At 66.1% G+C, this 23225-nt stretch carries 20 protein-coding genes and 1 pseudogene; 12 read left to right on the forward strand and 9 right to left on the reverse strand.

The genetic code is table 11. From position 1 onward, the window contains the following. Positions 1-17: 17 nt before the first annotated feature. From lgt to O5O53_RS06985, 3 genes are read left to right on the forward strand one after another with little or no spacing between them, the layout of a single operon-like run. Positions 18-977, forward strand: a complete 960-nt coding sequence (lgt, locus tag O5O53_RS06975) for a prolipoprotein diacylglyceryl transferase (protein ID WP_269510366.1) — start codon at positions 18-20, stop codon at positions 975-977. After that, positions 970-2394: a pyruvate kinase gene (gene pyk / locus O5O53_RS06980; protein ID WP_269510369.1), complete on the forward strand. Its 1425-nt coding sequence runs from the start codon at positions 970-972 to the stop codon at positions 2392-2394. Before lgt ends, pyk begins: the two co-directional genes overlap by 8 nt. Before the next feature lie 18 nt (positions 2395-2412). Continuing rightward, positions 2413-4824, forward strand: coding sequence for an excinuclease ABC subunit UvrA (locus O5O53_RS06985; protein ID WP_269510371.1), 2412 nt, complete (start codon positions 2413-2415; stop codon positions 4822-4824). Between the two features lie 466 nt (positions 4825-5290). Here O5O53_RS06985 and O5O53_RS06990 read toward each other — a convergent pair whose 3' ends face one another. The 5 genes and pseudogenes from O5O53_RS06990 to O5O53_RS07010 form a co-directional block, all read right to left on the reverse strand. Next, on the reverse strand, positions 5291-5935 hold the full coding sequence (locus O5O53_RS06990) for a hypothetical protein (protein ID WP_269510373.1): 645 nt from the start codon (positions 5933-5935) through the stop codon (positions 5291-5293). An 11-nt stretch (positions 5936-5946) separates the two neighbouring features. Continuing rightward, positions 5947-6453 carry a hypothetical protein gene (locus O5O53_RS06995; RefSeq protein ID WP_269510375.1) on the reverse strand — a complete coding sequence of 169 codons (507 nt, stop codon included), beginning with the start codon at positions 6451-6453 and terminating at the stop codon, positions 5947-5949. A 33-nt stretch (positions 6454-6486) separates the two neighbouring features. Next, a pseudogene (locus tag O5O53_RS07000) lies at positions 6487-7126 on the reverse strand (suppressor of fused domain protein). 47 nt (positions 7127-7173) lie between these two features. Then, a complete protein-coding gene (locus tag O5O53_RS07005; RefSeq protein WP_269510379.1) occupies positions 7174-7923 on the reverse strand; it encodes an aminotransferase class IV in 750 nt (249 codons plus the stop codon). Further along, positions 7916-9757, reverse strand: coding sequence for a chorismate-binding protein (locus O5O53_RS07010; RefSeq protein WP_269510380.1), 1842 nt, complete (start codon positions 9755-9757; stop codon positions 7916-7918). Before O5O53_RS07010 ends, O5O53_RS07005 begins: the two co-directional genes overlap by 8 nt. Before the next feature lie 29 nt (positions 9758-9786). On the opposite strand from O5O53_RS07010, the gene O5O53_RS07015 reads away from it, so the two are divergent. Beyond that, on the forward strand, positions 9787-10245 hold the full coding sequence (locus O5O53_RS07015; protein ID WP_269510381.1) for a GNAT family N-acetyltransferase: 459 nt from the start codon (positions 9787-9789) through the stop codon (positions 10243-10245). Here O5O53_RS07015 and O5O53_RS07020 read toward each other — a convergent pair whose 3' ends face one another. Genes O5O53_RS07020 through O5O53_RS07030 form a run of 3 tightly spaced genes read right to left on the reverse strand, consistent with a single transcriptional unit; the run spans position 10246 to position 15270 of the window. Beyond that, positions 10246-12630 (reverse strand): glycogen/starch/alpha-glucan phosphorylase, encoded by a 2385-nt coding sequence (locus tag O5O53_RS07020; protein ID WP_269510382.1) that lies wholly within the window; start codon positions 12628-12630, stop codon positions 10246-10248. Between the two features lie 42 nt (positions 12631-12672). Then, a complete protein-coding gene (locus O5O53_RS07025) occupies positions 12673-13926 on the reverse strand; it encodes an amidohydrolase (RefSeq protein ID WP_269510383.1) in 1254 nt (417 codons plus the stop codon). Positions 13927-13929: 3 nt separating this feature from the next. Beyond that, positions 13930-15270, reverse strand: a complete 1341-nt coding sequence (locus O5O53_RS07030) for a DUF4921 family protein (RefSeq protein WP_269510384.1) — start codon at positions 15268-15270, stop codon at positions 13930-13932. 31 nt (positions 15271-15301) lie between these two features. On the opposite strand from O5O53_RS07030, the gene O5O53_RS07035 reads away from it, so the two are divergent. Continuing rightward, positions 15302-15691, forward strand: a complete 390-nt coding sequence (locus O5O53_RS07035; protein WP_269510385.1) for a hypothetical protein — start codon at positions 15302-15304, stop codon at positions 15689-15691. On the opposite strand, the gene O5O53_RS07040 is transcribed toward O5O53_RS07035, so the two are convergent. Beyond that, the gene (locus tag O5O53_RS07040) at positions 15661-16788 is read right to left on the reverse strand and encodes a glycerate kinase family protein (RefSeq protein WP_269510386.1); all 1128 of its coding nucleotides are present in this window, start codon (positions 16786-16788) and stop codon (positions 15661-15663) included. The two genes, O5O53_RS07035 and O5O53_RS07040, sit on opposite strands and share 31 nt — an antisense overlap. 99 nt (positions 16789-16887) lie before the next feature. Between O5O53_RS07040 and gdhA the strand changes: the two genes are divergently transcribed. The 7 genes from gdhA to O5O53_RS07075 are packed head-to-tail and all read left to right on the forward strand — an operon-like array spanning position 16888 to position 23208. Beyond that, the gene (gene gdhA / locus O5O53_RS07045; RefSeq protein ID WP_269510387.1) at positions 16888-18234 is read left to right on the forward strand and encodes an NADP-specific glutamate dehydrogenase; all 1347 of its coding nucleotides are present in this window, start codon (positions 16888-16890) and stop codon (positions 18232-18234) included. Positions 18235-18260: 26 nt separating this feature from the next. Further along, positions 18261-18983, forward strand: a complete 723-nt coding sequence (locus O5O53_RS07050) for a DivIVA domain-containing protein (protein ID WP_239307613.1) — start codon at positions 18261-18263, stop codon at positions 18981-18983. A 19-nt stretch (positions 18984-19002) separates the two neighbouring features. Then, positions 19003-19539 (forward strand): YceD family protein, encoded by a 537-nt coding sequence (locus O5O53_RS07055; protein WP_269510388.1) that lies wholly within the window; start codon positions 19003-19005, stop codon positions 19537-19539. Continuing rightward, on the forward strand, positions 19536-20303 hold the full coding sequence (rnc, locus tag O5O53_RS07060) for a ribonuclease III (RefSeq protein ID WP_269510390.1): 768 nt from the start codon (positions 19536-19538) through the stop codon (positions 20301-20303). Before O5O53_RS07055 ends, rnc begins: the two co-directional genes overlap by 4 nt. Next, positions 20296-21117 (forward strand): bifunctional DNA-formamidopyrimidine glycosylase/DNA-(apurinic or apyrimidinic site) lyase, encoded by an 822-nt coding sequence (gene mutM / locus O5O53_RS07065; protein ID WP_269510391.1) that lies wholly within the window; start codon positions 20296-20298, stop codon positions 21115-21117. Before rnc ends, mutM begins: the two co-directional genes overlap by 8 nt. Before the next feature lie 22 nt (positions 21118-21139). Next, on the forward strand, positions 21140-21646 hold the full coding sequence (locus O5O53_RS07070) for a flavin reductase family protein (RefSeq protein WP_239307617.1): 507 nt from the start codon (positions 21140-21142) through the stop codon (positions 21644-21646). Between the two features lie 53 nt (positions 21647-21699). Then, the gene (locus tag O5O53_RS07075) at positions 21700-23208 is read left to right on the forward strand and encodes an alanine/glycine:cation symporter family protein (RefSeq protein ID WP_269510393.1); all 1509 of its coding nucleotides are present in this window, start codon (positions 21700-21702) and stop codon (positions 23206-23208) included. Positions 23209-23225 lie beyond the last annotated feature (17 nt).

Here is a 23225-nt window from a genome sequence, read left to right on the forward strand (position 1 = left end):
GTGGCACACTGTTTGGCGTGCAAACGCTGAACTTGGCCAACATCCCGTCGCCGCCGCAGGGCGTGTGGCACCTCGGTCCCATTCCCATCCGCGCCTACGCGCTGTGCATCATCACCGGCATCATCGTCGCGATGGCGGTCTCGCTGCGCCGCTACAAGGCGCGCGGCGGCAACCCGGAGACGGTGTGGGACGCGGCGATTGTGATCATCCCCGCCGGCATCATCGGCGGGCGCCTCTACCACGTGATCACAGACCACCAGAAGTACTTCGGCGAGGGCAAAAACCCCTGGCAGGCGTTCAACATCACCGCCGGCGGCCTTGGCATCATCGGCGCGGTGACGCTCGGCGCGCTGGCGGTGTGGGTGATGATGCGGCGCAAGGGGCTGCCCATTGCGCCGCTTGCAGACGCGATCGCGCCGTCGGTGATCCTCGCCCAGGGCATCGGCCGGTTGGGCAACTACTTCAACCAGGAGCTCTACGGCGCGGAGACCGACGTGCCGTGGGCGCTGGACATTTACTACCGCGTCAACGAAGCCGGCCAGTACGCACCGCTGACCGGGCGTTCCACCGGCGAGGTGGTCGCGAGCGTGCACCCGACGTTCCTCTACGAGCTGATCTGGAACGTGGCGGTGTTCTTCGTGCTCATCTGGGCGGACCGCCGCTTCCGTCTCGGCCACGGGCGGGTGTTCTGGCTGTACGTTGCCGGCTACACGCTGGGCCGGTTTGTCATCGAGTTCATGCGCCGCGACGAGGCGAACCTGATCCTCGGCCTGCGCGTGAACACGTGGGTCTCCGCGATTTTGTTCATCGTCGCTGTGGTGATCTTCTTCATGCTGCACAAGGGGAGGGAGACCCCGGAGGAGGTGGACCCGGAGTACAACCGTTCGTCCACGGCAGACTCCCAGGATCGGGAGTACCGTGGGGCGCTGGAGAACACGAATGGCACCTACGAAGGTGAGGTTGGTACACGTGGATAGAAGGACAAAGATCGTCTGCACCCTCGGCCCGGCAGTGGCCAGCAAGGATGCGATTTTGGGACTAGTGCGCGACGGCATGGACGTGGCGCGCCTGAACTTCTCGCACGGCGACTACCCGGACCACGAGCAGAACTACCGCTGGGTCCGCGAGGCTACCGACGAGACCGGCCACGCCGTGGGTATCCTGGCCGACCTGCAGGGTCCGAAGATCCGCCTCGGCCGCTTCGAGGGCGACGGCAAGACGTACTGGGAAACCGGCGAGACCGTCCGCATCACTGTGGACGACGTTGAGGGCACGCACGACCGCGTGTCCACCACCTACAAGCAGCTTGCCCAGGACGCGAAGCCGGGCGACCGCCTGCTCGTGGACGACGGCAAGGTCGGCCTGGTCTGCACCGAGGTCGACGGCAACGACGTGGTCTGCCGCGTCACCGAGGGCGGCCCGGTGTCCAACAACAAGGGCGTGTCGCTTCCGGGCATGGACATCTCCGTGCCGGCGCTGAGCGAGAAGGACAAGGCGGACCTGCGCTTCGCACTCGAGCTCGGCGTGGACATCATCGCCCTGTCGTTCGTGCGTTCCCCGTCCGACGTGGAGCTGGTCCACGAAATCATGGATGAGGTCGGCCGGCGTGTGCCTGTCGTCGCAAAGCTTGAAAAGCCCGAGGCTGTGGACGCGCTGGAGTCCATCATCCTCGCGTTCGACGCAGTGATGGTTGCCCGCGGCGACCTGGGCGTGGAGATCCCGCTCGAGCAGGTCCCGGCGGTGCAGAAGCGTGTGATCCAGATTGCGCGTGAGAATGCCAAGCCGGTGATCGTCGCCACGCAAATGCTCGACTCCATGATCGAGAACTCGCGCCCGACCCGCGCCGAGGCCTCCGACGTGGCCAACGCGGTGCTCGACGGCGCGGACGGCGTGATGCTCTCCGGCGAGACGTCCGTGGGAGTGGACCCGCACAACGTGGTGCGCACCATGAGCCGCATCGTGCGCTCCGCGGAGCAGATGGGCAACGTGCCGCCGCTGAACCACATCCCGCGCACGAAGCGTGGCGTGGTGTCCTACTCGGCGAACGATATCGCCGACCGCCTCAACGCGCGCGCGATTGTCACGTTCACCACCTCCGGCGACACCGCCCGCCGCGTGGCGCGCCTGCACCCGGACCTGCCGCTTCTGGTGTTCACGCCGGTGCAGCAGGTGCGCTCGCAGTTGGCGATGACGTGGGGCGCGGAGACGTTCCTGTGCGAGCAGGTCCACAGCACCGACGACATGATAAAGGTGGTGGACCGCCAGCTGCTGGCCATGGAGCAGTACAACGAGGGCGACACCATGGTCGTCGTCGCGGGCACCCCGCCGGGGGTTGCGGGCACGACGAACACCATCCACGTGCACCAGCTCGGCGAGGACACGCGCAACCCGTAAGTGGTTACGCTGGTGGGCATGCCTGAAACCGGAATTGAAGTTCGCGACGCCCACCTGCACAACCTCCGCAACGTGGATGTGGACATCCCGCGCGGCACGCTCGTCGCGGTGACCGGGGTGTCCGGCTCCGGCAAGTCCTCGCTCGCCTTCGGCACCATCCACGGCGAGGGCCAGCGCCGCTACCTCGAGTCGGTCGCGCCGTTCGCACGCCGCCTGATCGGCTCGGCTGTGGACCCGCAGGTCGGTTCCGTGGAGGGCCTGCCGCCGACGGTGGCGCTGGAGCAGTCCACCTCCGGCGGCGGCGCGCGCTCCACGGTGGGTACCGTCTCCGCGCTGTCCAACAGCATCCGTTTGCTGTATTCGCGCGCGGGCGACAACCCGAAGGGGCTGTACTCCGACTCGTTTTCCCCGAACACGCCTGAGGGCATGTGCCCGACGTGCCAGGGCACCGGCGTGGTGCACGAGCCCACCGAGGCATCGATGGTGCCGGACCCGACACTGTCCATCGAGGACGGCGCAATTCAGGCCTGGCCGGGCGCGTGGGCCGGCAAGAATTTCCACGACATCCTTGCCACGCTGGGCTACGACCTGGATTCGCCCTGGCAGGACCTGCCGAAGGAAGACCGCGAGTGGATCCTGTTCACCGATGAGCGCCCCGTGGTCACCGTCAAGCCACTTCGTGGCGAGGACCAGATCCAGCGCAACTACAAGGGCACGTGGCGTTCCGTGGCGTCGTACTTGACCAACACGCTCGCCGAGACCCAGTCAGACACCCTGCGCAAACGCGTGCTGTCCTACATGGAGTCGCGCGTGTGCGAGACCTGCCACGGCCGCCGCCTCAACCCGGAGGCGCTCAAGGTCACCTACGCGGGGATGCCTATCGACGAGCTCGGCGCCCTACCGCTCGACCAGGTTTACGAGGTGCTGGCTGCGCAGGAGCCGTCCGAGGGCTCCGCCGAGGACCTGCTGCTGAAGCAGATCCTGCCCGCGCTGCAATCCGCGCTCGATCTGGGGCTTGCGCACCTGAGCCTGGACCGCCCCGCGCCGACCCTGTCCGCCGGCGAGCTGCAGCGCATCCGCCTGTCAGCCCAGCTGCGCTCGGGCCTGTTCGGCGTGGCGTACGTGCTGGACGAGCCGTCCGCCGGCCTGCACCCCGCCGAGCGCGGAGCCGTGCTGGACATCTGCCGCCGCTTCATCGACGCCGGCAACTCCGTGCTCTTGGTCGAACACGACATGGAACTGGTCGCTCAGACTGACTATCTCGTGGACGTCGGTCCGCTCGCCGGCGAGCGCGGCGGCGAGGTGGTCTACTCCGGTCCCACCAGCGACTACACCGGCGACGCACCCACCGCGAAGGCGCTGGCGAACCGGGCACTTTCGCCTAACGACGACCCACGGTCCGCCACCGGCGAACTGCGTCTTTCCGGCGTGTCGGCCCGCTCCATCGACGGGCTGGACGTGTCCTTCGGGATGGGCCAGTTCACCGCCGTGGCCGGCGTGTCCGGATCAGGCAAGTCCACCTTGGTCAGCACCGTCCTCGCCGGTGTGCTCCGCGACGCCGCGCCCACCGTTGTCGAGGAAGAGGACGAAGCGGCGGGGGAAGCCGGATGGACCGTCGATAGGCAAGAAGGCTTCGACGAAGTGAGCCGGGTCGTGCAGATCACCCAGAAGCCCATCGGGCGCACCCCGCGCTCGACGCTGGCGACCTACACCGGGCTGTTCGACGGCGTGCGCAAACTGTTCGCCAGCACCGACGAGGCGAAACGGCGCAAGTGGACCGTGTCGCGCTTTTCCTACAACGTGAAGCAGGGGCAGTGCCCGACCTGCGGCGGTGCCGGCAAAATCGAGGTGGAGCTGGTGTTCCTGCCCGGCTCGTACACCACCTGCCCGGACTGCGGCGGCGCGCGCTACAACGACGAGACCCTCGAGGTGACCTGGGAGGGCCTGACCATCGCGCAGGTGCTGGAGCTGACTGTCGACGAAGCCGCCGACGTATTCGCCGACGAACCGAAGATCCTGCGCGCCGTGGAAACCCTGCAGGCCGTGGGGCTGGGCTACCTGCGCCTGGGCCAAGGCGCGCCCGAGCTTTCCGGCGGCGAGGCGCAGCGCATCAAGCTGGCCACCGAGCTGCAGCGCTCCCGCAACTCGCGCCGGGGCCACACCGTGTACCTGCTGGACGAGCCCACCACCGGCCTCCACCCGGCCGACGTCGCGCTCTTGGTCAAGGAGCTCAACAGCCTGGTCGACGCTGGCCAAACCGTGGTCGTGGTCGAACACGACCTGTCCGTCATCGCACAGGCCGACCGCGTGATCGAGATGGGCCCCGGCGCCGGCGCCGACGGCGGTCAGGTGGTCGCCACCGGCACCCCGGCCGAGCTGGCGGAGTGCGACACCGCAACCGGAAAGGTGCTGGCCGAGCGTTCGGCGTAGGTCGTCGTCGGTGGCGACTATGCAGCTGCATAGTGCTGTGGGGGTAGTCCTTCGCTATGCAGCTGCATAGTCGCGGAGCCTCCGTTTTCTATGGTTCGTTAGATCGGTTGCCTAAACGAAACCTGCAAAAGTTGACAATTGGGACGGTTGTCCAGATTTAAAGGTGCAGGTCAGAAGCGTATAAGTATTGTCGCATGTAAATTCGTACAAAACCGAGCGGGCAAGCGGCTCGAATCACTATGCAGCGGCATAGTCTTTCGGGCTGATTCCGCTATGCAGCTGCATAGTTTTTGGCGATGCCTGGTCCGTCTCGGGGGAGGTTGGTTCGGCCTCGTTGGCTATGCAGCGGCATAGTCTTGCGGACTGATTTCACTATGCAGCTGCATAGTCCCGACACCGCCATCACTATGCAGCGGCATAGTGGAACGAAGGGCGGATCGGATCAATTCGCGTGCTGGATTCCGGGTTACCGCTCTTGCCAGATGCGAAGCAGCTGGTTTTCGGTGTAGGCGTAGTCGGGGTCGACCGCCTCGATCGCGCGGGTGAGGCGCTCCTCCCACCGCTGCATGATTTCCGTACCCGGAGGGCCGATCGGGCCGTCCGGATTCTCCACGGCGGCGTCGAGCACGATGCCGGCAATTTCGATGTCGGGCCGCGTCCAATTGCGCCCGTCGCTGAGCTCGAGAAAAGCGCGACAAGCTGCGAGCGCCTTGTTTGGATCTTCCAGTGGTGCTTCGTGGAACAGCACCGCGGTGGCCCAGTGGTGCATGGCGAGAAGCTTGTCGCTTTCCGACGGCGCTTCCGCCCCTTCAACGAACCGGTACAGATCCAGCGGAGAATACTGCGCTGCGTCGTAGGCCTTGAGCATCATCACTGCCCAGAGGGCGACGGGGGAGTCGGCGAGCGCGTCTAAGACTTCCTTGCCGGGGATGCTGCGGGAGGTGCTGTGATTGCGCGCGAGTGGCGCGATGACGGCAACGTGCGTTTCTGTGTCGTTAGACTCGGACAGGATCGCCTTGGCTTCCTCCCATGTCAGATCGGGTATTGGTGTGGGTTCGGTGTCGGCGAGGTACTGGTCCAGGGTGATGGGGTCTGAAATCTGTGGCGTCATGGGTCGAGCTCCTATTTCTTCTTGGGTTGGTAGTAGTGAGGGTCTTGGTCGACTGTGCGGGTTTGGATTCCGCGGGTGTCGAAGCTGGCTTTGAGCCAGTTAACAAACTCGGAGGTGTAGTACTGGTCCATCCACAGGTCGGGGTTCTCGGGTGAGGTTCGGATTCTGAACACTGGTGCCTGCGGCGTGTCTTCGTGGAGGTTGAACGCTCGGAAGCCGATGTAGTCGCCGTACTGGCTAGTAAACGTGCATTCGGCAATTCGAGCACCCTGCTGGTTGAGCGTACGTCGGATCGCGGTGGCTGCATCGGTCGGAGCGATAAGCATGCCGATGGATTCGGTGAAGCCGTAACGCGGGTAAGGGGAGCCGTCCGAGTTGAAACAGCCTTCCAGTACATCGAAATGCTGGCCGTCGATTGTGCCGAAATGCTGGGCTTTTTCCATGCTCAAAATTGAGATCGATGGGGCGAATACAAAGACCGCCGTGCCGATCTTGTGCTTGATTTTGTGGCAAAGCACCGTTCTCTCCTTGGTTCTGCTTGCCTGCCTGCGTTAAGCCGCGGATGGGCGGCCGGGGTAGGCGCCTTCGGCAACGCCAAGTTCGTAAAGCTTGCCCAAAATGTCGTCACCGGCGAGGCATGCTTGCAGTTCGTCGGCGTAGATGGGGTAGACGCCGAAGAAGTGGACGGCTTCGTCGCCTACAGGCGTGCGAAGAAAATCTCCGTCGGCGTCAACCGTGAATGCGCTGCCGATGATGAAGCCGGAGAAGTCGCTGCCCGGATAGGTCTCGCTCGGGTCGAGTCCTGCCTGGCCCGAGGTTCCGTAAGACAGCCACGTTTTCCATGTCTTTGGGCAGGCGTGCGGTGGACTTGAGCAGGGTTACGGGCCAGCTGATCGCGTCGCCTTCGGGGCCGTTCTGCGAGCCGATCTCTGCAAGTGGCCAATCGTCCGGAAGCGTCATTATCAGCTCCGTTCGGTTGAACTCTTCCTTCCCGGGTGGCATCTGCATCCGGTAGTCATTCATCCCTGAGGTGCACAGCGTCCAGAATTGACGCTGCTCGGTTGGGGGCCAGCAATAGACGTCGATGTGCAGCTCGTCCGAGACGAGCTCGTGAAACACTGAATAGTCCTCGCCCAACAGCGGGGCAAGGCGGTAGTGCACAATGTCTTGTGGAGTCTGCGGGTTGGTCATGTGACCTAAAGTACACAAATCACGCGTGCGTGACTGATAACGGATTGTCAATTTCCTGTGCTGTGTTTAATCTCCCGGCAGAACCCGCCCCACCACCAGTCGCGCCATTCGTCGAAACATGGATGCGCCGGGGGAGTGATCACATCCGAACCGACGTGCAGTTCGTTGACCGGGCTGATGCCGTGCAGGGAGTTGAGGAACCACAACGGGCGCTCGGCGGCGGCACCGGGGTACAGCTGGCGCCGCTCGACATGCATACGCAGCTGAGCCGCCCGCGAAACAACCTGGTGCAATGTCACGCTCGGCAGCCACACGCCGTCGGGGAGGCACAGAGTGTCGCCGTCCCACATCACCAGCGCGCCGGTGGTGGTCTCCAGCATGGCGCCATGCCTATCAGCGATCACCGTGTCGTCCGTCCCCGCCACCTGGTACCGCGAACGGTACGCGCGGAACGCTGCGAAGTCGGGGCCCTTCACCTCGGGACGGGTGCGCGGGTCGGGGGCCTGCGCATATGTCAGTGCAGTGGTGGGGCGCGGGGGAGGGGCGGAGCGGACGTCGAGAAGCAAAAGTCCCTGCGACATCGCGATGCGGGGGAACAGTTCGCCTTCGGACAGCAGTGGCATGAGCTTCTCGACGAACCCGTCAGGCAACGGTCCGGCAGCGCGCGCAAACCGCTGCAGGTGCAGGTCGAGGCCGTTGGTGCGGCCGGATGAGTGGCGCCAAGAGTCGGCGACGTCGAGGGGCCCGTCGGGGACTTCTCGAGGGACGAATGCGCCGTGCCAGGCGTACCTACGCATCCCACGCCCCCAGCACGGACTGGGCCTTGAGGTTGCGCTCGGCGAGCTCGGCCTCGGCGTCGGAGGCGAGCACGATCGCGCCGCCGGCGCCCACGGTCACGGTGTCGTCTGCGCGCACGGCGGTGCGGATCACTACCGACAGGTCGGCTTGACCGTCGAAGCCGAAGTAGCCCAGCGCGCCGGAGTAGACGCCGCGTGGGGAGGTCTCCAGCCGGTCGATGATTTCGCAGGTGCGCAGCTTCGGCGCGCCGGTCATGGAACCGGGCGGGAAGGTCGCGCGCACGGCGTCGACAGCGGTGTGGCCCTCGCGCAGCCGCCCGGTGATGGTGGAGACCAACTGGTGGACGGTGGCGTAGCTCTCCACCTGCATCAGCCCGGGCACACGCACCGTGCCGGGCTCGCAGACGCGCGAGAGGTCGTTGCGGAGCAAGTCCACGATCATGAGGTTCTCGGCGCGGGTTTTCGCGTCGTTCAGCAGTGCCGGGTCCTCGTCGGCGGCGATGGTGCCCTTGATCGGCTTCGCCTCCACGTTACGGCCGCGCACGGTGAGGAAGCGCTCGGGTGAGGCGCTGGCGACCTCGACGCAGTCGAAAAGCAGGTGCGCGGCGTACGGCGCGGGGTTGTGTTCGCGCAGCGCAGCATAGATATCGCCGGTCGCGTGAGTGGTGTAGGTGTCGGTCAGGCACACCTCGTAACTCTCGCCTGCGCGCAGCAGTTCCTGCGCCTTTTCGATGCTGGCGAGGTAGTCCGGGTTGCTCCAGGAGCCTTCGCCTATCGACGCACGTCCGGCGGTGCCCGCCCCCTCAAACGCCTGCTCAAGCCGGTCAAGCAAGCCGTCCGCGCCTGCGCCGGCCAGGGCACACAGGTGCGCGGTTTCGGCCTCGTGGTCGTAGACGATGAACGACTGCGGGCGCACGAAGTACGCGTCCGGGTAGGGCGAGCGGTGGCGCAGCGTGATCGGCATGGTCAGCTCGGCGCACTCGTAGCCCAGGTACCCGATCCATCCGCCGGTAAACGGCAGGTCGGGCGCGTCGAAAACCGGGGTGGATAGCTCTGTGCTGAGGGTGTCGAGCACGTTGCCGTCGCCAAGCGAATAGCGAATGGAGCGCGAGAGTGCACCCGCGGTGTCGCCGAGGATGGAGAAGCGCCCGCGCGCATCGGCGGAGTCGAGGAAGAACGCGTCGTTGCCGTCTCGCGAGATCGCGTTGAAGACGCGCTGGCAGTCGAGCGCGCCGGGCACCTCGCGGTGAATGACGCGCCAGCCGCCGAGGAAGTTGCGCATGATCGCCGCGCCGTGCTGGGTGAGCACCGACTCGGGGTGGAATTGCACGCCCCAGTGATTCAACCCGTCGACCTTGAGCGCCTGGATCACGCCGTCCTCGCTGCGGGCATGCACGGTGATGCCCGGGACCTCTTCGACGTGCAGGGAGTGGTAGCGCACCACCTCGAAACCCTGCGGGATGCCGGTGAAGATGCCCTCGCCGGAATGGGTGACGGTGGAGACGAACCCGTGGCGCGGCTCGGGCGCGCGGGTGACGCTGGATCCCGCGAGCATGCCCAAACCCTGGTGGCCGAGGCACACACCGAGCAGCGGGACGCCGGCATCCGCAGCTGCCTCGATGACGCGCCGGGCAGGGCCGAAGTCCTCCTCGCGCTCCGGGGTGCCGGGGCCGGGGGAGATGACCACGTGGCTGAACTCGCCGGCGCGCACCCGCTCCGGAAGGTCGGCCGCCTCGCCCGCGGGGACTACGAGGGGCTCGCGGCCGGTGGCCTCAGCAATGAGGTGGGCGAGGTTGAATGTATATGAGTCGTAATTGTCGACGAGCAGAATCATTGTGCCGAGATCGTATAGCGTTTAACTGCATGGACGCCACAATCCGGCCAGCTCGCGCCGAAGACGCCGCCACTGTCGCCGCCGTGCACAACCGCTCCCGCGCACAAGCGTTCCGCGGACGCATCGCCGACGAGGTGCTGGACAACCATGCACCGCTCGAGCGCAAGTGGGCCGACTACTTCAACGCGCCGGACGGCCGCGTCTACCTTGCGGAGGTGGACGGCGAGGCTGTGGGCATGGCCTACGGCGTGCCCGGGGAGCGCACTGAGCTGCGCAACCTCTACCTGCTCGAGGAAGCGGCCGGAAACGGCATATCCGAGCAACTCCTCGACGCGGTGGTGCACCCCGGCGAGCCCGCGTTCTTGTGGGTCGCTGACTTCAACGAGCGTGCCCAGGCCTTTTACGCCAAGCAGGGATTCACCTTCGACGGCGAGGAAACGCACCACGCGGGCGACGGCGTCACCTTGAAGCGCATGGTGCGCGACTAGCTAGTTGATCGGGGTGGGTTCAATCCTCCACACGTCCTCGGCGTAGTCGCGGATCGTGCGGTCGGAGGAGAAGCGGCCGGACTCGCAGATGTTGATCCAGCACTTGCGGGCCCACTCGTCCGGGTCGGCGTAGTAGTCGGCGGCCATGCGGTCGCGGGCCTCGCGGTAGGCGGCGAAATCGCCGAGCACGTAGTAGACGTCCTGCTCGCCGTAGCCGTTGTCGTCCAGCAGCGAGGCGCGGATGTCGTGGAAGGCGCCGGTGCCGCGGTCGTCCAAGGTGCCGTCGACGAGCGCGTCGAGGGCGCGCATCAGCCCCGGGGTCTGCTCGGCCACCTGGCGCGGGTTGTAGTGCGCCTTCAGCTCCGGCAGCTCCTCCTCGCGGGCGCCGAAGATGTAGGCGTTGTCCTCGCCGACCGCGTCGACGATCTCCACGTTCGCGCCGTCCATGGTGCCCAGGGTGAGCGCGCCGTTCATCATGAACTTCATGTTCGAGGTGCCGGACGCTTCCTTGCCGGCGGTGGAGATCTGCTCGGAGACATCGGTGGCCGGGATGATCTGCTCGGCGGGCGAGACGTTGTAGTTCTCCACGAACACCACGTGGATGTACTTTGAGGCCTCCGGGTCGTTGTTCACCAGCTCCGCGATGGTGTTGATGAGCTTGATGATGCCCTTGGCGGTGACGTAGCCGGGGGCGGCCTTCGCGCCGAAGATGAAGGTGCGCTTAGGAATGTCGCGCTCGCCGTCGACCGTGATGCGGAAGTACAAATCCAGGATGTACAGGGCGTTCATCAACTGTCGCTTGTACTCGTGCAGGCGCTTGATCTGCGTATCAAAGATGGAGTCCGGGTCGATCTCCACGCCCTGGCGGGCAGCGATCCACTCCGCGAAGTCGCGCTTGTTCGCCGACTTGATCTCGCGTAGCTCGTTGAGCACCTTTGGGTCGTCCATAAGCGGGCGAAGCTCCTTGAGCTTGTCCAGGTCGGTGACCCACTCGTCGGAGCCGGCGAGGCGGTCCAGCAGTTCGGACAGGCGGGGGTTGCACATGCGCAGCCAGCGGCGCGGGGTGACACCGTTGGTTTTGTTGTTGAAGCGCTCCGGGTACAGCCCGTGCCAGAACCCGAGCGTGTCGCGTTTGATGATCTCGGTGTGCAGCGCCGCCACACCGTTGACGGAGTAGGAGGCGTAGCAGGCGATCCACGCCATGTGCACGCGCCCGTCGTGCACCGGGGAGTAGTGGTGCGCCGTGTCCGCATCCACGCCGCGGGACTCCATGTCCAGGCGGTAGCGGCGGTCGATCTCTTCCACGATCTCCCAGATGCGCCAGAACAGCTGCTTGAAGATGGACTCCTCCCACGTCTCCAGCGCCTCCTGCAGCACCGTGTGGTTGGTGTAGGCGAACGTGTGAGTGGTCACCTCCCAGGCGTCGTCCCAGCCGAGGCCGTGCTCGTCCATAAGCAGGCGCATCAGCTCCGGGATGCCCAGTACCGGGTGGGTGTCGTTGAGCTGGATGGAGTTGTACTTGTGGAAGTTGCGCAGGTCGTCGCCGTGGGCGGCGATGTAGTCGTCGATGAGCTCCTGCAGCGATGCGGAGCAGAAGAAGTACTGCTGGCGCACGCGCAGCAGCTTGCCGGCGTAGGTGGAGTCGTTGGGGTAGAGCACGCGCGTGATGTCGTGGACTGCCTCGCGCTCAAGGATCGCGTCGGCGAAGCGCTGGGAGTTGAACGCGTCGTAGTCGAACTCGGCGATCGGGGAGGCGTCCCACAGGCGCAGCGTGCCCACGTTGTCGGTGCCGTAGCCGGTGATCGGCATGTCGTAGGGGATGGCGCGCACGTGCATGTCGTCGAACTTCACAATGCGCTGCTCGGAGCCGCGGCGGATGATGAAGGGGTAGAACGACTCCTTCCACGCGTCCGGGTGCTCGCGCTGGAAGCCGTCCTCGAACTCCTGGCGGAACAGCCCGTAGCGGTACAGCAGGCCGTAGCCGGTCAGCGGGAAATCCTGCTCGGCGGCGGAATCGAGGAAGCAGGCGGCCAGGCGCCCCAGTCCGCCGTTGCCGAGGGCGGCGTCGTGCTCGGCCTCCAGCACGTCCGAAAGCTCGAAGCCGTTCTCCTCGGCGATAGCCTTCGCCTTATCGACGAGCCCAAGGTTGGTCAGGTTATTCAGCAACGCCCGACCTTCCAGGAATTCCGCTGAGAAGTACGCGGCACGGCGGGTGGTCTTGTAGGTGTTGCGGGTTTTCGCCCAGTTGTCGGCGATCTGCTCGACGGTGGCGGCCGAAAGGCCCGTCCAGAACTTCTTCACCGTGGAGTCCTGCGGCGCGCGGCCGGAGAAGCCGCGGACGTGGCCCTCGACGGTCTGCTCGAATGCTGGCTGAGATGCAGTCATGTCTCCCGAGCGTACCGGCGTGGTCGCAGACGTGCAGGTGAGCTACTTAGCCAAGTAGGTCAGCACCGCGGTCAGTCCGGCGCGGGTGGAGGCGTCGATGGTGGGCTCGTACTCCGGCAGGAAGGTGGACATGTGGTTGACCGGCACGTCCTCGCCGACGCGGTCTTCCTCCACGGCCTTGTCCCACACGTCGTGGGGCGTGCAGCCGACAAGCCAGAAGAAGTAGGGCGCGCCGTAGGCCTGGCCGATGACGGGGAAGTCCTCGGAGACGGTCTTCGGGTCGGCGGTGACGGAGGCGTCGCCGAAGACGCCGTCGAACTGCTCGCGGACGCGGTCAAAGACTTCTTCGTCGTTGTCCAGCAGCTCGCCGTGGGCGAAAAACGAGATCATGGCCTGGTCCAGCGAGCCGGAGGCCAGCACCTCGGCGTGGACCACGCGCTTGATGGCGGAGTACACCTTCGCCTTGACCCGGTCGGAGTAGAAGCGGCAGTTCAGCACCAGCTCGGCCTCGCCCGGGATGATGTTGTTGGTGGTGCCGGCGTGCATGCTGGCCACGGTGACCACGGCGAAGTCCGCCGGATCCACCTCGCGGCCAACGACCGCCTGGAGGCGGGCGATGATCATCGCCGCGGTGTAGGTGGGGTCGATGGCGTTGTGCGGCATGGAGCCGTGGGCGGCCTGGCCGGGGATCTTGATGCGGATGGAGTCGCAGGCGGCGAACTGCGGGCCAGGCTTGGACATCACCTCGCCGGCGCGGCCGGGCATGACGTGCTGGCCGAAGACCACGTCCGGCGCCGGCACCTTCTCGGTCAGGCCGTTATCGGCCATGTCCTGGGCGCCAGCGCCGATCTCCTCGCCCGGCTGGAACAGGGCGATGAAGGTGCCGGACCAGTGCTCGCGGGTGTTGTCCAAAAAGTCGCACATGCTCAGCAGCGCGGTGGTGTGGATGTCGTGGCCGCAGGCGTGCATGGTGCCCACGGTCTGCCCGTCGGCGGTCTTGGCCACCTTGTGGGAGGCGTACGGCGCGCCGGTCTGCTCGGTCACCGGCAGGCCGTCGAAGTCCGCGCGGTGCATCACGGTCGGGCCCTCGCCGTTTTCGAAGACGGCGCAGATGCCGAACTTGCCGATCGGGGCGATGACTTCGCAGTCGAAGCGCGAAAGCTCCATCATCAGGCGGCTGTAGGTCTCCTCCTCCTGCAAGGACAGCTCCGGGTTGGCGTGCAGCAGCTCGTAGAGGCGGCGCTGCCACACCTCGTCGACGGAGTAGGAGTGCAAAATCTCGGAAATATTACTCAAAATTCATCTCTCCAAATTTGGGTTATATCGCAATAGGTTGGGTGCCGGGGTGCATTCCTCGGCGATGCGCAGGGTGGCGGACACGTGGCCGTCGCTACGCAATGTGCGAAGTGCCGCGGTGGCGCGGTCGCGCATGTCGAACGGCGAGAGCGTGTTCACGTAAATCTGCGTGCCGCCCTCGAAGCCGGCGAGGGTGGAGATGCGCCATTTCAGGTTGATGCGCCACGGCATGGCCACGTCCAGGTCCACGGGGCGGTAGTGCCACTCCTCGTTGGTGGCCACCTGCCCGCCGGTGGCGGCGTGCGCCGCGTGCAGCAGGTCGGAGACCGCTCGGACCTCTTCGTCCGTGTGCTCCCACGGCTCGCTGGCGCGCGACTTCGAATACACCGTCATGGTGGGGTAGCGGTGGCCCACGCCGGCGGTGAGGATGGCGTGGTCGTTCTCCGCGATCACCAGGTTTTGGTAAAACGCGTGGTTGACGCCCCAGTCGTTGTACAGGTTCAAATTCTGGCGCAGCTTCGCGGTCTCGGTTTCGGCGTTGACGCCGCGCTCGTCGATGGCTACGAGCTGCTTGTGCAGGTGCTCGAACGACGCGCCGGCGGGCGAAAGCCAGTTTTGGAACACCACCACGTAGCGGGCGTAGGTGTGCTGCTCCACCAGGTCGCGCAGCGAATCCACGGTGAACGCGATGAAGCGGTAGTGCTCCTCCGGGGTCAGCGACCCGGAGCCGGCGAGCTGCGTCGAATTCTCAGCACCGTCCTGGTAGTGGCGCCGGCCGATGATCACGTCGTGCCCACCGCCGAAGTACGCCGGGGCGAGCTCAAGCAGCTCTTCGTCGGGCCTGTCCGGGTCCTGTCCCGCCGCGGCCAGGCGGGTGCGCACGGTTGCCAGCACATGCTCGCGCCCGGCGGGATCCGCCAGGTAGCGCTCCATGTGGACGCGGCGCGCCGTGGGCATCTCGTATCCGTAGTTCTTCTGCCAGTAGTCGTAGCTGACAATCTCGAACAGGTTGGGCACCCGCCGAAACTCCGCGACCGTGTTGTCCAACTCGTCGGGCATGGTGTCGCGCAGGATGGCAAACCCCTCGCCGTCGGCGACCAGACGCGACTTCTCCGGCGGGGTGCGCAGCTTGCGCGCTTCGCAGAAATTGCAGGTGTCCGTGTGCGCGCCGGGCATCAAGGGCTCCGGCGGGGCGCCAGCTGCGGCCAGGGGCCTGTTGCCGCGCCCCGGCACCGTCCACACCTCCGTGCCGGAGAAGGGATTGACCTGCTTGAGCGTCCCGTCCGCCATGGTCCGCAGCGCAACGTGGTAGGAGTGAGCTGGGTTCACGGCGGGGTTGGACATGCACGCAACCATACCGGTTAGCCTTACACGCATGTCTGTGATCCAATTCGACGTCCTCGTCCCGCCGACCGTCGCCGGCGAGGTCAAGCAGGTATTTCAGCGCGCACTCGACATCCTCGTGCACCGGGGGATGCTCACCGCGGGCACGGTGGAGATGGAGCAGGTGCTTATCGACGACTCCGTGCGCGCCCAGCTGGCCGAAACCTACGAGCGGGACCGGGGCGAAGACCCCGCGGAGGCCGAGGTGTTCCGCTACAGCATCACGCCCGAAGGGGCCGACAGCCTCAACCGCCTGGCCATGGGCCTGTCGCGCATCCTAACGCCGAAGGTGGACCTGCCGAAAGACCCGGTGATGCTGGAGGACCAGGACCGCTTCGAGTCGCCCTCGATCTACCCCTGGACCGTGGAAGTGTTGAGGTAGGCCACGGCGATCTCTGCGCCGGCCTGGGTGAGCTGCTCGCGCACGTTGTCGGACTCCGCCAGCGTGACCGCGATGGTGCCCTCCTCCGGCTGCTCGTCGAAGCTTCCTGCGGCCACCGCGAACGCCGCGCCGGCCCCGCGGGCCAGCTCACCGACGACGGAGGCGACCTTGCCGGTGCCGGTCTGCCCGTCAAAGCGGCCCTCACCGGTGATCACCAGGGCCGCGCCCTCGACCTGCTCCGCCAACCCGTTGGAATCCGCCACCACGCGCGCGCCGGGCAGGATGTGCACGTGGGAGGCGTCCCCGTGGAGCATGGTGGACAGCCACGTGATGCCGATGCCCACGCCTCCCGCAGCGCCCAGGCCCGGGGTGGACGGGTCCACGTCCGCGACCTCGCACAGACGCGCCAGGCCCTGGTCGAGCACCTCGATGTCTTCTTCCGTTGCGCCCTTCTGCGGGCCGAACACGTGCGCCGCGCCCTGGAGGCCGGTGGCGGGCGCGGTGGTGTCCGTCAAAAGCACCCACTCCACCGCACCGGCGGGCACATTGACCTTCGCGGTGTCGAAGTTTGCCAGCTGCTCCAACGCCCCGCCGCCGGGTTTGAGCTGGTAGCCGGCCTGATCCAGGGGGTTGACACCCAGGGCGACGAGGATGCCGGTGCCGCCGTCGACGGTGGCGGTGCCGCCGAGCCCCAGCACGATGCGCTCGGCGCCGCGGGTCTCGGCGTCCGCGATGAGCACGCCGGTGCCGTACGTGTCGCCGGTCAGCGGCACCGGCTCGTCCACCGCGGGCAGGCCGGAGGCCGCGGCGACGTCGATGTAGGCGGTCTTGCTCGGGGCGTGGAAGGTGTACTCCGCTTCGGTGAGGCGGCCGGCCGCGGTAGTCGTCGGCAAGCAAATGCGCTCGCCCTCGAACAACGACGAGGTGCCTTCGCCGCCGTCGGCCATGGGGGTGAGCACGATCTGCGCGTCGCGGATGACGGAGCGCACGCCTTCGGCGAGCCATTCGGCGGCCTCGGCGGCGGTTGCGGTGGATTTGAAGGAGTCCGGCGCGACAACGATTTTGGGCGACGGAACTGCGTCGAGGGGAGAAACCATGGGGAAAGTTTAGCTGGCGGCAACGCGCGGCCGAATGGTGTTGTAAAGTTTGTGCGGTACATAATTCTGCATAGCTATAGATATCGGAGGCCACGCCCAATGAGCGCGATTGACCAAGAAGTTGCCGGCTACTACCAGAAGCTGCTGGAGCGCAACGCGGGCGAGCCGGAGTTCCACCAGGCGGTTGCCGAAGTGCTGGATTCGCTGAAGATCGTGCTGGGCAAGGACCCGCACTACGCGGACTACGGCCTGATCGAGCGCCTCTGCGAGCCGGAGCGCCAGATCATCTTCCGCGTGCCCTGGCTGGACGACGACAACAATGTGCGCGTCAACCGCGGCTTCCGTGTCCAGTTCAACTCCGCGCTCGGCCCGTACAAGGGCGGGCTGCGCTTCCACCCGAGCGTGAACCTGGGCATCATCAAATTCCTCGGCTTCGAGCAGATCTTCAAAAACTCCCTGACCGGCCTGCCCATCGGCGGCGGCAAGGGCGGCTCCGACTTTGACCCGAAGGGCCGCTCCGACGGGGAGATCATGCGCTTTTGCCAGTCCTTCATGACGGAACTGTGGCGCCACATCGGCGAGTACCGTGACGTGCCCGCCGGCGACATCGGCGTGGGCGCCCGCGAGATCGGCTACCTGTTCGGCCAGTACCGCCGCCTGGTGAACCAGCACGAGTCCGGCGTGCTCACCGGCAAGGGGCTGACCTGGGGCGGCTCCCTGGTGCGCAAGGAGGCCACCGGTTACGGCAGCGTCTACTTCACCAACGAGATGATGAAGGCGAACGGTGACTCCATCGACGGCGCGAAGGTGATCGTCTCCGGCTCCGGCAATGTGGCGATCTACGCGATGAAGAAGGCGCAGGAGCTCGGCGCAACTGTGGTTGGCTTCTCCGATTCCTCCGGCTGGGTGGAAACCCCGAACGGCGTGGACATCGAGCTCGTCCAGGAGATCAAGGAGAAGCGCCGCGGGCGCGTGTCCGAGTACGTGGAGGAGGCCACGGGCGCGACCTTCCACAGCGACGGCTCCATCTGGGACCTGAAGGCGGACGTGGCGCTGCCGTGTGCGACGCAGAACGAGCTCAACGGCGACCATGCGCGTACCCTCGTTGACAACGGCGTGCGTTACGTCGCGGAGGGCGCGAACATGCCGTCCACCGCCGAAGCGGTGGAGGTATTCCGCGAGCGCGGCGTCTGCTTCGGCCCGGGCAAGGCCGCCAACGCCGGCGGCGTGGCCACCTCCGCGCTGGAGATGCAGCAGAACGCCTCGCGCGACTCCTGGTCCTTCGACTACACGGACGACCGCCTGCAGCAGATCATGTCCAACATCTTCACGGTGGCCAAGGACACCGCAGAGGAATACGACCACGCAGGCGACTACGTCATTGGCGCAAATATCGCCGGTTTTAAAAAGGTTGCCGACGCGATGCTCGCCCAGGGCGTGATTTAACGTTTCAGCGGGTACGCTTAGGCACCATGTACCGCGTTTTTGAAGCCCTGGATGAGCTAGTTCAGACCCTGGAGCAGGCCTACGGCGTGCCCATGACCTCCAATTGCATGGTTCCCCGCAACGAGATGCTTGGGCTTCTCGACGACCTCCGGAACGCCCTGCCCGTCGACTTGGACGACGCGCAGGACGTGCTGGACAAGCAGGACGAGATCCTGCGCGGGGCGCAGGACCGCGCCGACATGCTCGTCGGCGACGCGGAGGAGGATGCCCGCCGCATCGTCTCCGACGCGCACTCCGAGTCCGAGTCGATGCTCTCCGACGCGCAGGCGCGTGCGACCAACCTGGTCACCGACGCGGAGGAAGAGTCCAACATGATGGTCACCCAGGCGCAGAACGTGGCCGAGATGACCGTGAACAACGCGCAGCGCGAGGCCGACAACATCGTCGAATCCGGCAACGCGGAGTACCAGCGCACCGTGGATAAGGGCCTGGCGGAGCAGGAGCGCCTCATCTCCGAGTCCGAGGTCATGCGCCGCGCCGACGAGGAGGCGCACCGCCTGGTGGATGAAGCGACCGCAGAGTCCAACCGCCTGCGCTCGGAGTGCGACGACTACGTCGATTCCAAGCTCGCCGAGTTTGAGGAGGGGCTGCGAAACGTGCTGCAGACCGTCTCCTCCGACCGCTCCGCGCTGCGCCGCGGCGCCGGCGCCGCTGGTGCTGCGGTTCGCGGCCGACGCGACGACTACTAACGGGTAGTCTGTTGCCGTTATGTCTACCAATCCTTTCGTATTCGATGTCAGCGACGTGCTCGGCGGCGACGGCACCCCAGAGACGGCGACACAGACAGGCCCGTCCCCGTCGCGCATCGGCCCCGAGATGATCGCCATCCCGGCAGGGCGCGAGGTTGAAGTTGAGGCGACGCTGATCCCGCTGGGTTCCGGCGTGATGGTGGATGCCACCGCGACCGCGCAGCTTGAGGGCCAGTGCGTGCGCTGCTTAAAGGAGCTCACCCCGACCGAGACGCTGCGCATCTCCGAGGTGTTTTCCGCCTCGGACGACTTCATCACCGGCGACAGTGAGGAAGAAGAGGACCAGGGCTCCGGCGACGAGATCCACAAGGTTGTCGACGGCACCGTGGACCTAGAGCAGGCGTTCGTGGACGAGGCCGGCATGAACTGGCCGTTCAACCCCACCTGCCAGCCGGAGTGCGAGGGCGACACCGACGTGCCGGCCCCGGACGCGGTCGAGGGCGAGGAAAACAACCTGGTCGACCCGCGCTGGGCCGACCTGGAGAAGTTCCTGTGAGTCGCTCGAAGAAGAACAAGGGCAACGCGGACGAGCTGTGGGAGCAGGCGTTTGACGCCGTCGACCACGCCCCGCTCATTGCGCACCTCGGCGTGGACATCGAGCGCGATAGCCTGAAGCTTGCGCTGACCCACCGCTCGTTCGCCAACGAGCACGGGCACCTGCCCAACAATGAGCGTCTGGAGTTCGTCGGAGACGCCGTGCTGGGTTTGTCCGTGGCCACCAAGCTTTTCGAGCTGTACCCGTCGCGCCCGGAATCCGACCTGTCGCCGATGCGCGCGGCCATCGTCTCGCGCTACGGCTTGGCGGACATCGCCCGCGAGATCGACCTGGGCGCCCACGTGCTCATCGGCAAGGGTGAGGAGCTCACCGGCGGCCGCGAGAAGGAGTCGATCCTCGCAGACACCACCGAGGCCATCTTCGGCGCGATTTACTTGCAGCACGGCTTCGAGCCGGCGCGCGATGTGATACTCAAGCTTTTCGACGAAAAGCTCCGCACCGCCACCGTGAGCAAGAAGCACCACGACTGGAAGACCGACCTGCAGGTGCGCCTGGCCGAACTGAAGCTGCCGGTGGCGGAGTACGTCTCCGAGGCTGAAGGTCCCGAGCACAACCAGACGTTTACCGCGCAGGCGCTGGTGGGCGGGGTTTCCCGCGGCACCGGCACCGGCCCGAACAAGAAGCTGGCGGAGCAGGAGGCGGCCCACCAGGCGGTGCTGTACCTGCGCGACCACGCAGCGGAGGCCGTGCGCGGCAATGCCTGAGCTGCCCGAGGTTGAGGTGGTGCGACGCGGGCTGGACCAGCACGTGGTCGGCCGCACCTTCCAGCGGGTGGAGGTGCTGCACCCCCGCGCCGCCCGCGGCAACACCGTGGACCTGACGCAAACCTTGCCGGGGTTGACAATTACCGGCACTGGCCGTCGCGGCAAATACATGTGGTTCACGCTCAGCGACGGCGCAGCACTCCTCGTGCATTTGCGCATGAGCGGGCAGATGCTCGTCGCAAAGCATGGCACCGTGACCTCTCCGCACCTGCGCATCCGCGCCGACATGGGGGAGGTGGAGCTGGATTTTGTGGACCAGCGCACCTTCGGGTTTTGGCAGTACACGCAGCTTGTGGGCGGTGTCCCGCAGCCCGCGCTGCACATCGCTCCCGACCCGTTTGAGGACGACTTCGACCTGCGCGAGACCGCCCGCGCGATGCGGCGTAGAAGATCGCCGCTGAAGAATGTGCTGCTGAACCAGGAGGTGGTCAGCGGCATCGGCTCCATCTACGCCGACGAGGCTATGTGGGCCGCGCGCCTGAAACCCTGGCGCAGCGCGAAAACCATGCGGCAGCGCGACGCGGAGGCCGTGCTGGACGCCTCGCGCGAGGTGATGGCCCGCTCGCTGGAGCAAGGCGGCACCAGCTTCGACTCGCTGTACGTCAACGTCAACGGCGCGTCCGGGTACTTCTCCCGTTCGCTCAACGCCTACGGGCAGGCGGGCACACCCTGCGCGCGCTGCGGCACCCCGATCGAGCGCGTGACGGTCGGCGGGCGCTCCAGTTACTTCTGCCCGGTCTGCCAGGTGCGCTAGCGCGCGAGTACGGTGGTGCGACATGGTTGATCAGTCAGCATTCAAAGACGCAATGAGCCAGCTGGCTGCCGCGGTGGCAATCGTGACCACCGGTTCCGCGACAGACCCGCACGGCACCACCGTCAGCGCGTTTATGTCCCTGTCGCTGGATCCGCCGATGGTGCTGGTGTCTCTGGACAAGAGGTCATCGCTGTTGGCGTTGTTGTCCGAAGGTGCGTCGATAGGCATTAATGTGCTCTCCACCGAGCAGAACCTGCTCGCGCGGCGCTTCGCCTCGAAGGGGGTGGACCGCTTCGCGGGGGTGGAGTGGCAGATGGCGGACGGCGCGCCGCAGCTGGCCGGCAACCACACCTGGGTGGCCGGGAGTGTGGCGCAGCGGATTGAGGCGGGCGACCATGTGCTCGTGCTTGTCGACGTTGCCGCCGCCGACGTCAACACCAACTGCCCGCTGCTGTACTGGCAGCGCGAGTTTGGCACCCACGGCGCGATTCAGCCTGGCGAGGTGTGCACACCGGAGGTGGAGGGGTAGCTCAAAGACCCGTCGTTGTGTGATGTGGGCAACCTGGCGATACACTGCCCGCCATGGAAACCGCTACCTCATTCGTCGAGGACACTCTCAACGGCGTGATCTGGAACGTCGTCCCCGTGTTCCTCGTCCTCGCCGGCGTCTACTTCGGCGTGCGCACACTGTTCGTTCAAATCCGCCTGTTCCCGGAGATGCTCAAGGCGGTCGCCGAAACCCCGAAGGGCAAGGACCGCGAGGGGCGCGACCTCGATGAAGAGTACGGCGGCCTGTCCGCATTCAAGGCCTTCACCATTTCCGCCGCCTCGCGCGTGGGCACCGGCAACATCGCCGGCGTGGCGCTGGCGATCTCCATCGGCGGGCCCGGCTCGGTGTTCTGGATGTGGATGCTTGCCCTGCTCGGCGGCGCCACCGCGTTCGTGGAGTCCACCCTTGCGCAGCTGTGGAAGACCAAGGACGCCGAGGGCAACTACCACGGCGGGCCGGCCTACTACATGACGCGCGGCCTGGGCTGGAAGCCGCTGGCCGTGATCTTCTCCGCGTTTTTGGCCGTCACCTACGGCTTCGTCTACAACGCCATCCAGACCAACTCCATCGTCGAGGCAGTCGGCGGCTCCCTGGGCACCGACTCCGTCGCGCTCAAGGGTGTTGTCGCCGGCGTGATTGCTGTGCTGACCGCACTGGTCATCTTCGGCGGCGTGACCCGCATCGCCTCCTGGACCCAGGTCATCGTGCCGTTCATGGCCGGCGCCTACATCCTCCTCGGCCTGGCCGTGCTGGTGATCAACTGGCGCGAGATCCCGGGCATGATCGGGATGATCGTCGGCCACGCCCTGGGCCTCGAGCAGATTGTCGGCGCCGGCATCGGCGCCGCGTTCATGCAGGGTATGCGCCGCGGCCTGTTCTCCAACGAGGCCGGTATGGGCTCCGCTCCGAACGCAGCCGCAACCGCCACGGTGTCCCACCCCGTCAAGCAGGGCCTCGTGCAGACCCTCGGCGTGTACTTCGACACCCTGCTGGTCTGCTCCATCACCGCGTTCGTGGTGCTGCTCGGCCCGGCTGTGACCTACGGCCGCGACGACATCCAGGGCGCCTCGCTGACCCAGTCCGCGTTGGCCGACTCCGTCGGCGCATGGGGCGCGCACGCCATCACGTTCATCCTGTTCTTCCTGGCGTTCTCCTCCGTGATCGGCAACTACTACCTCGCGCAGGCGAACCTGCAGTACCTCACCGACTCGAAGACCGCGATGACGGTGTTCCGCCTCGTTGTCATCGGCTTTGTCATCTTCGGCGCGTTCGGCTCTGTTCCGCTGGTGTGGGCGCTCGGCGACACCATGGCCGGCCTGCTGGCCATCTTCAACATCGTCGCCATCGTCCCGCTCGGCGGCGTGGCGCTGAAGCTGCTGAAGAACTTCAACGACCAGCGTCGCAAGGGCATCGACCCGGTGTTCCACCGCGAGATGCTGCCGGAGCTGAAGAACGTGGAGTACTGGGACGGCTCCGACCCGGTGACCCGCCGCAGCGAAGAGGACCGCATCACCATCAGCGAGAGCTACGACGGGCGTTAGTCCCGGCTACGCTTGGG

Source organism: Corynebacterium faecium, assembly GCF_027257105.1.
Taxonomy (GTDB): Bacteria; Actinomycetota; Actinomycetes; order Mycobacteriales; family Mycobacteriaceae; genus Corynebacterium; species Corynebacterium lehmanniae.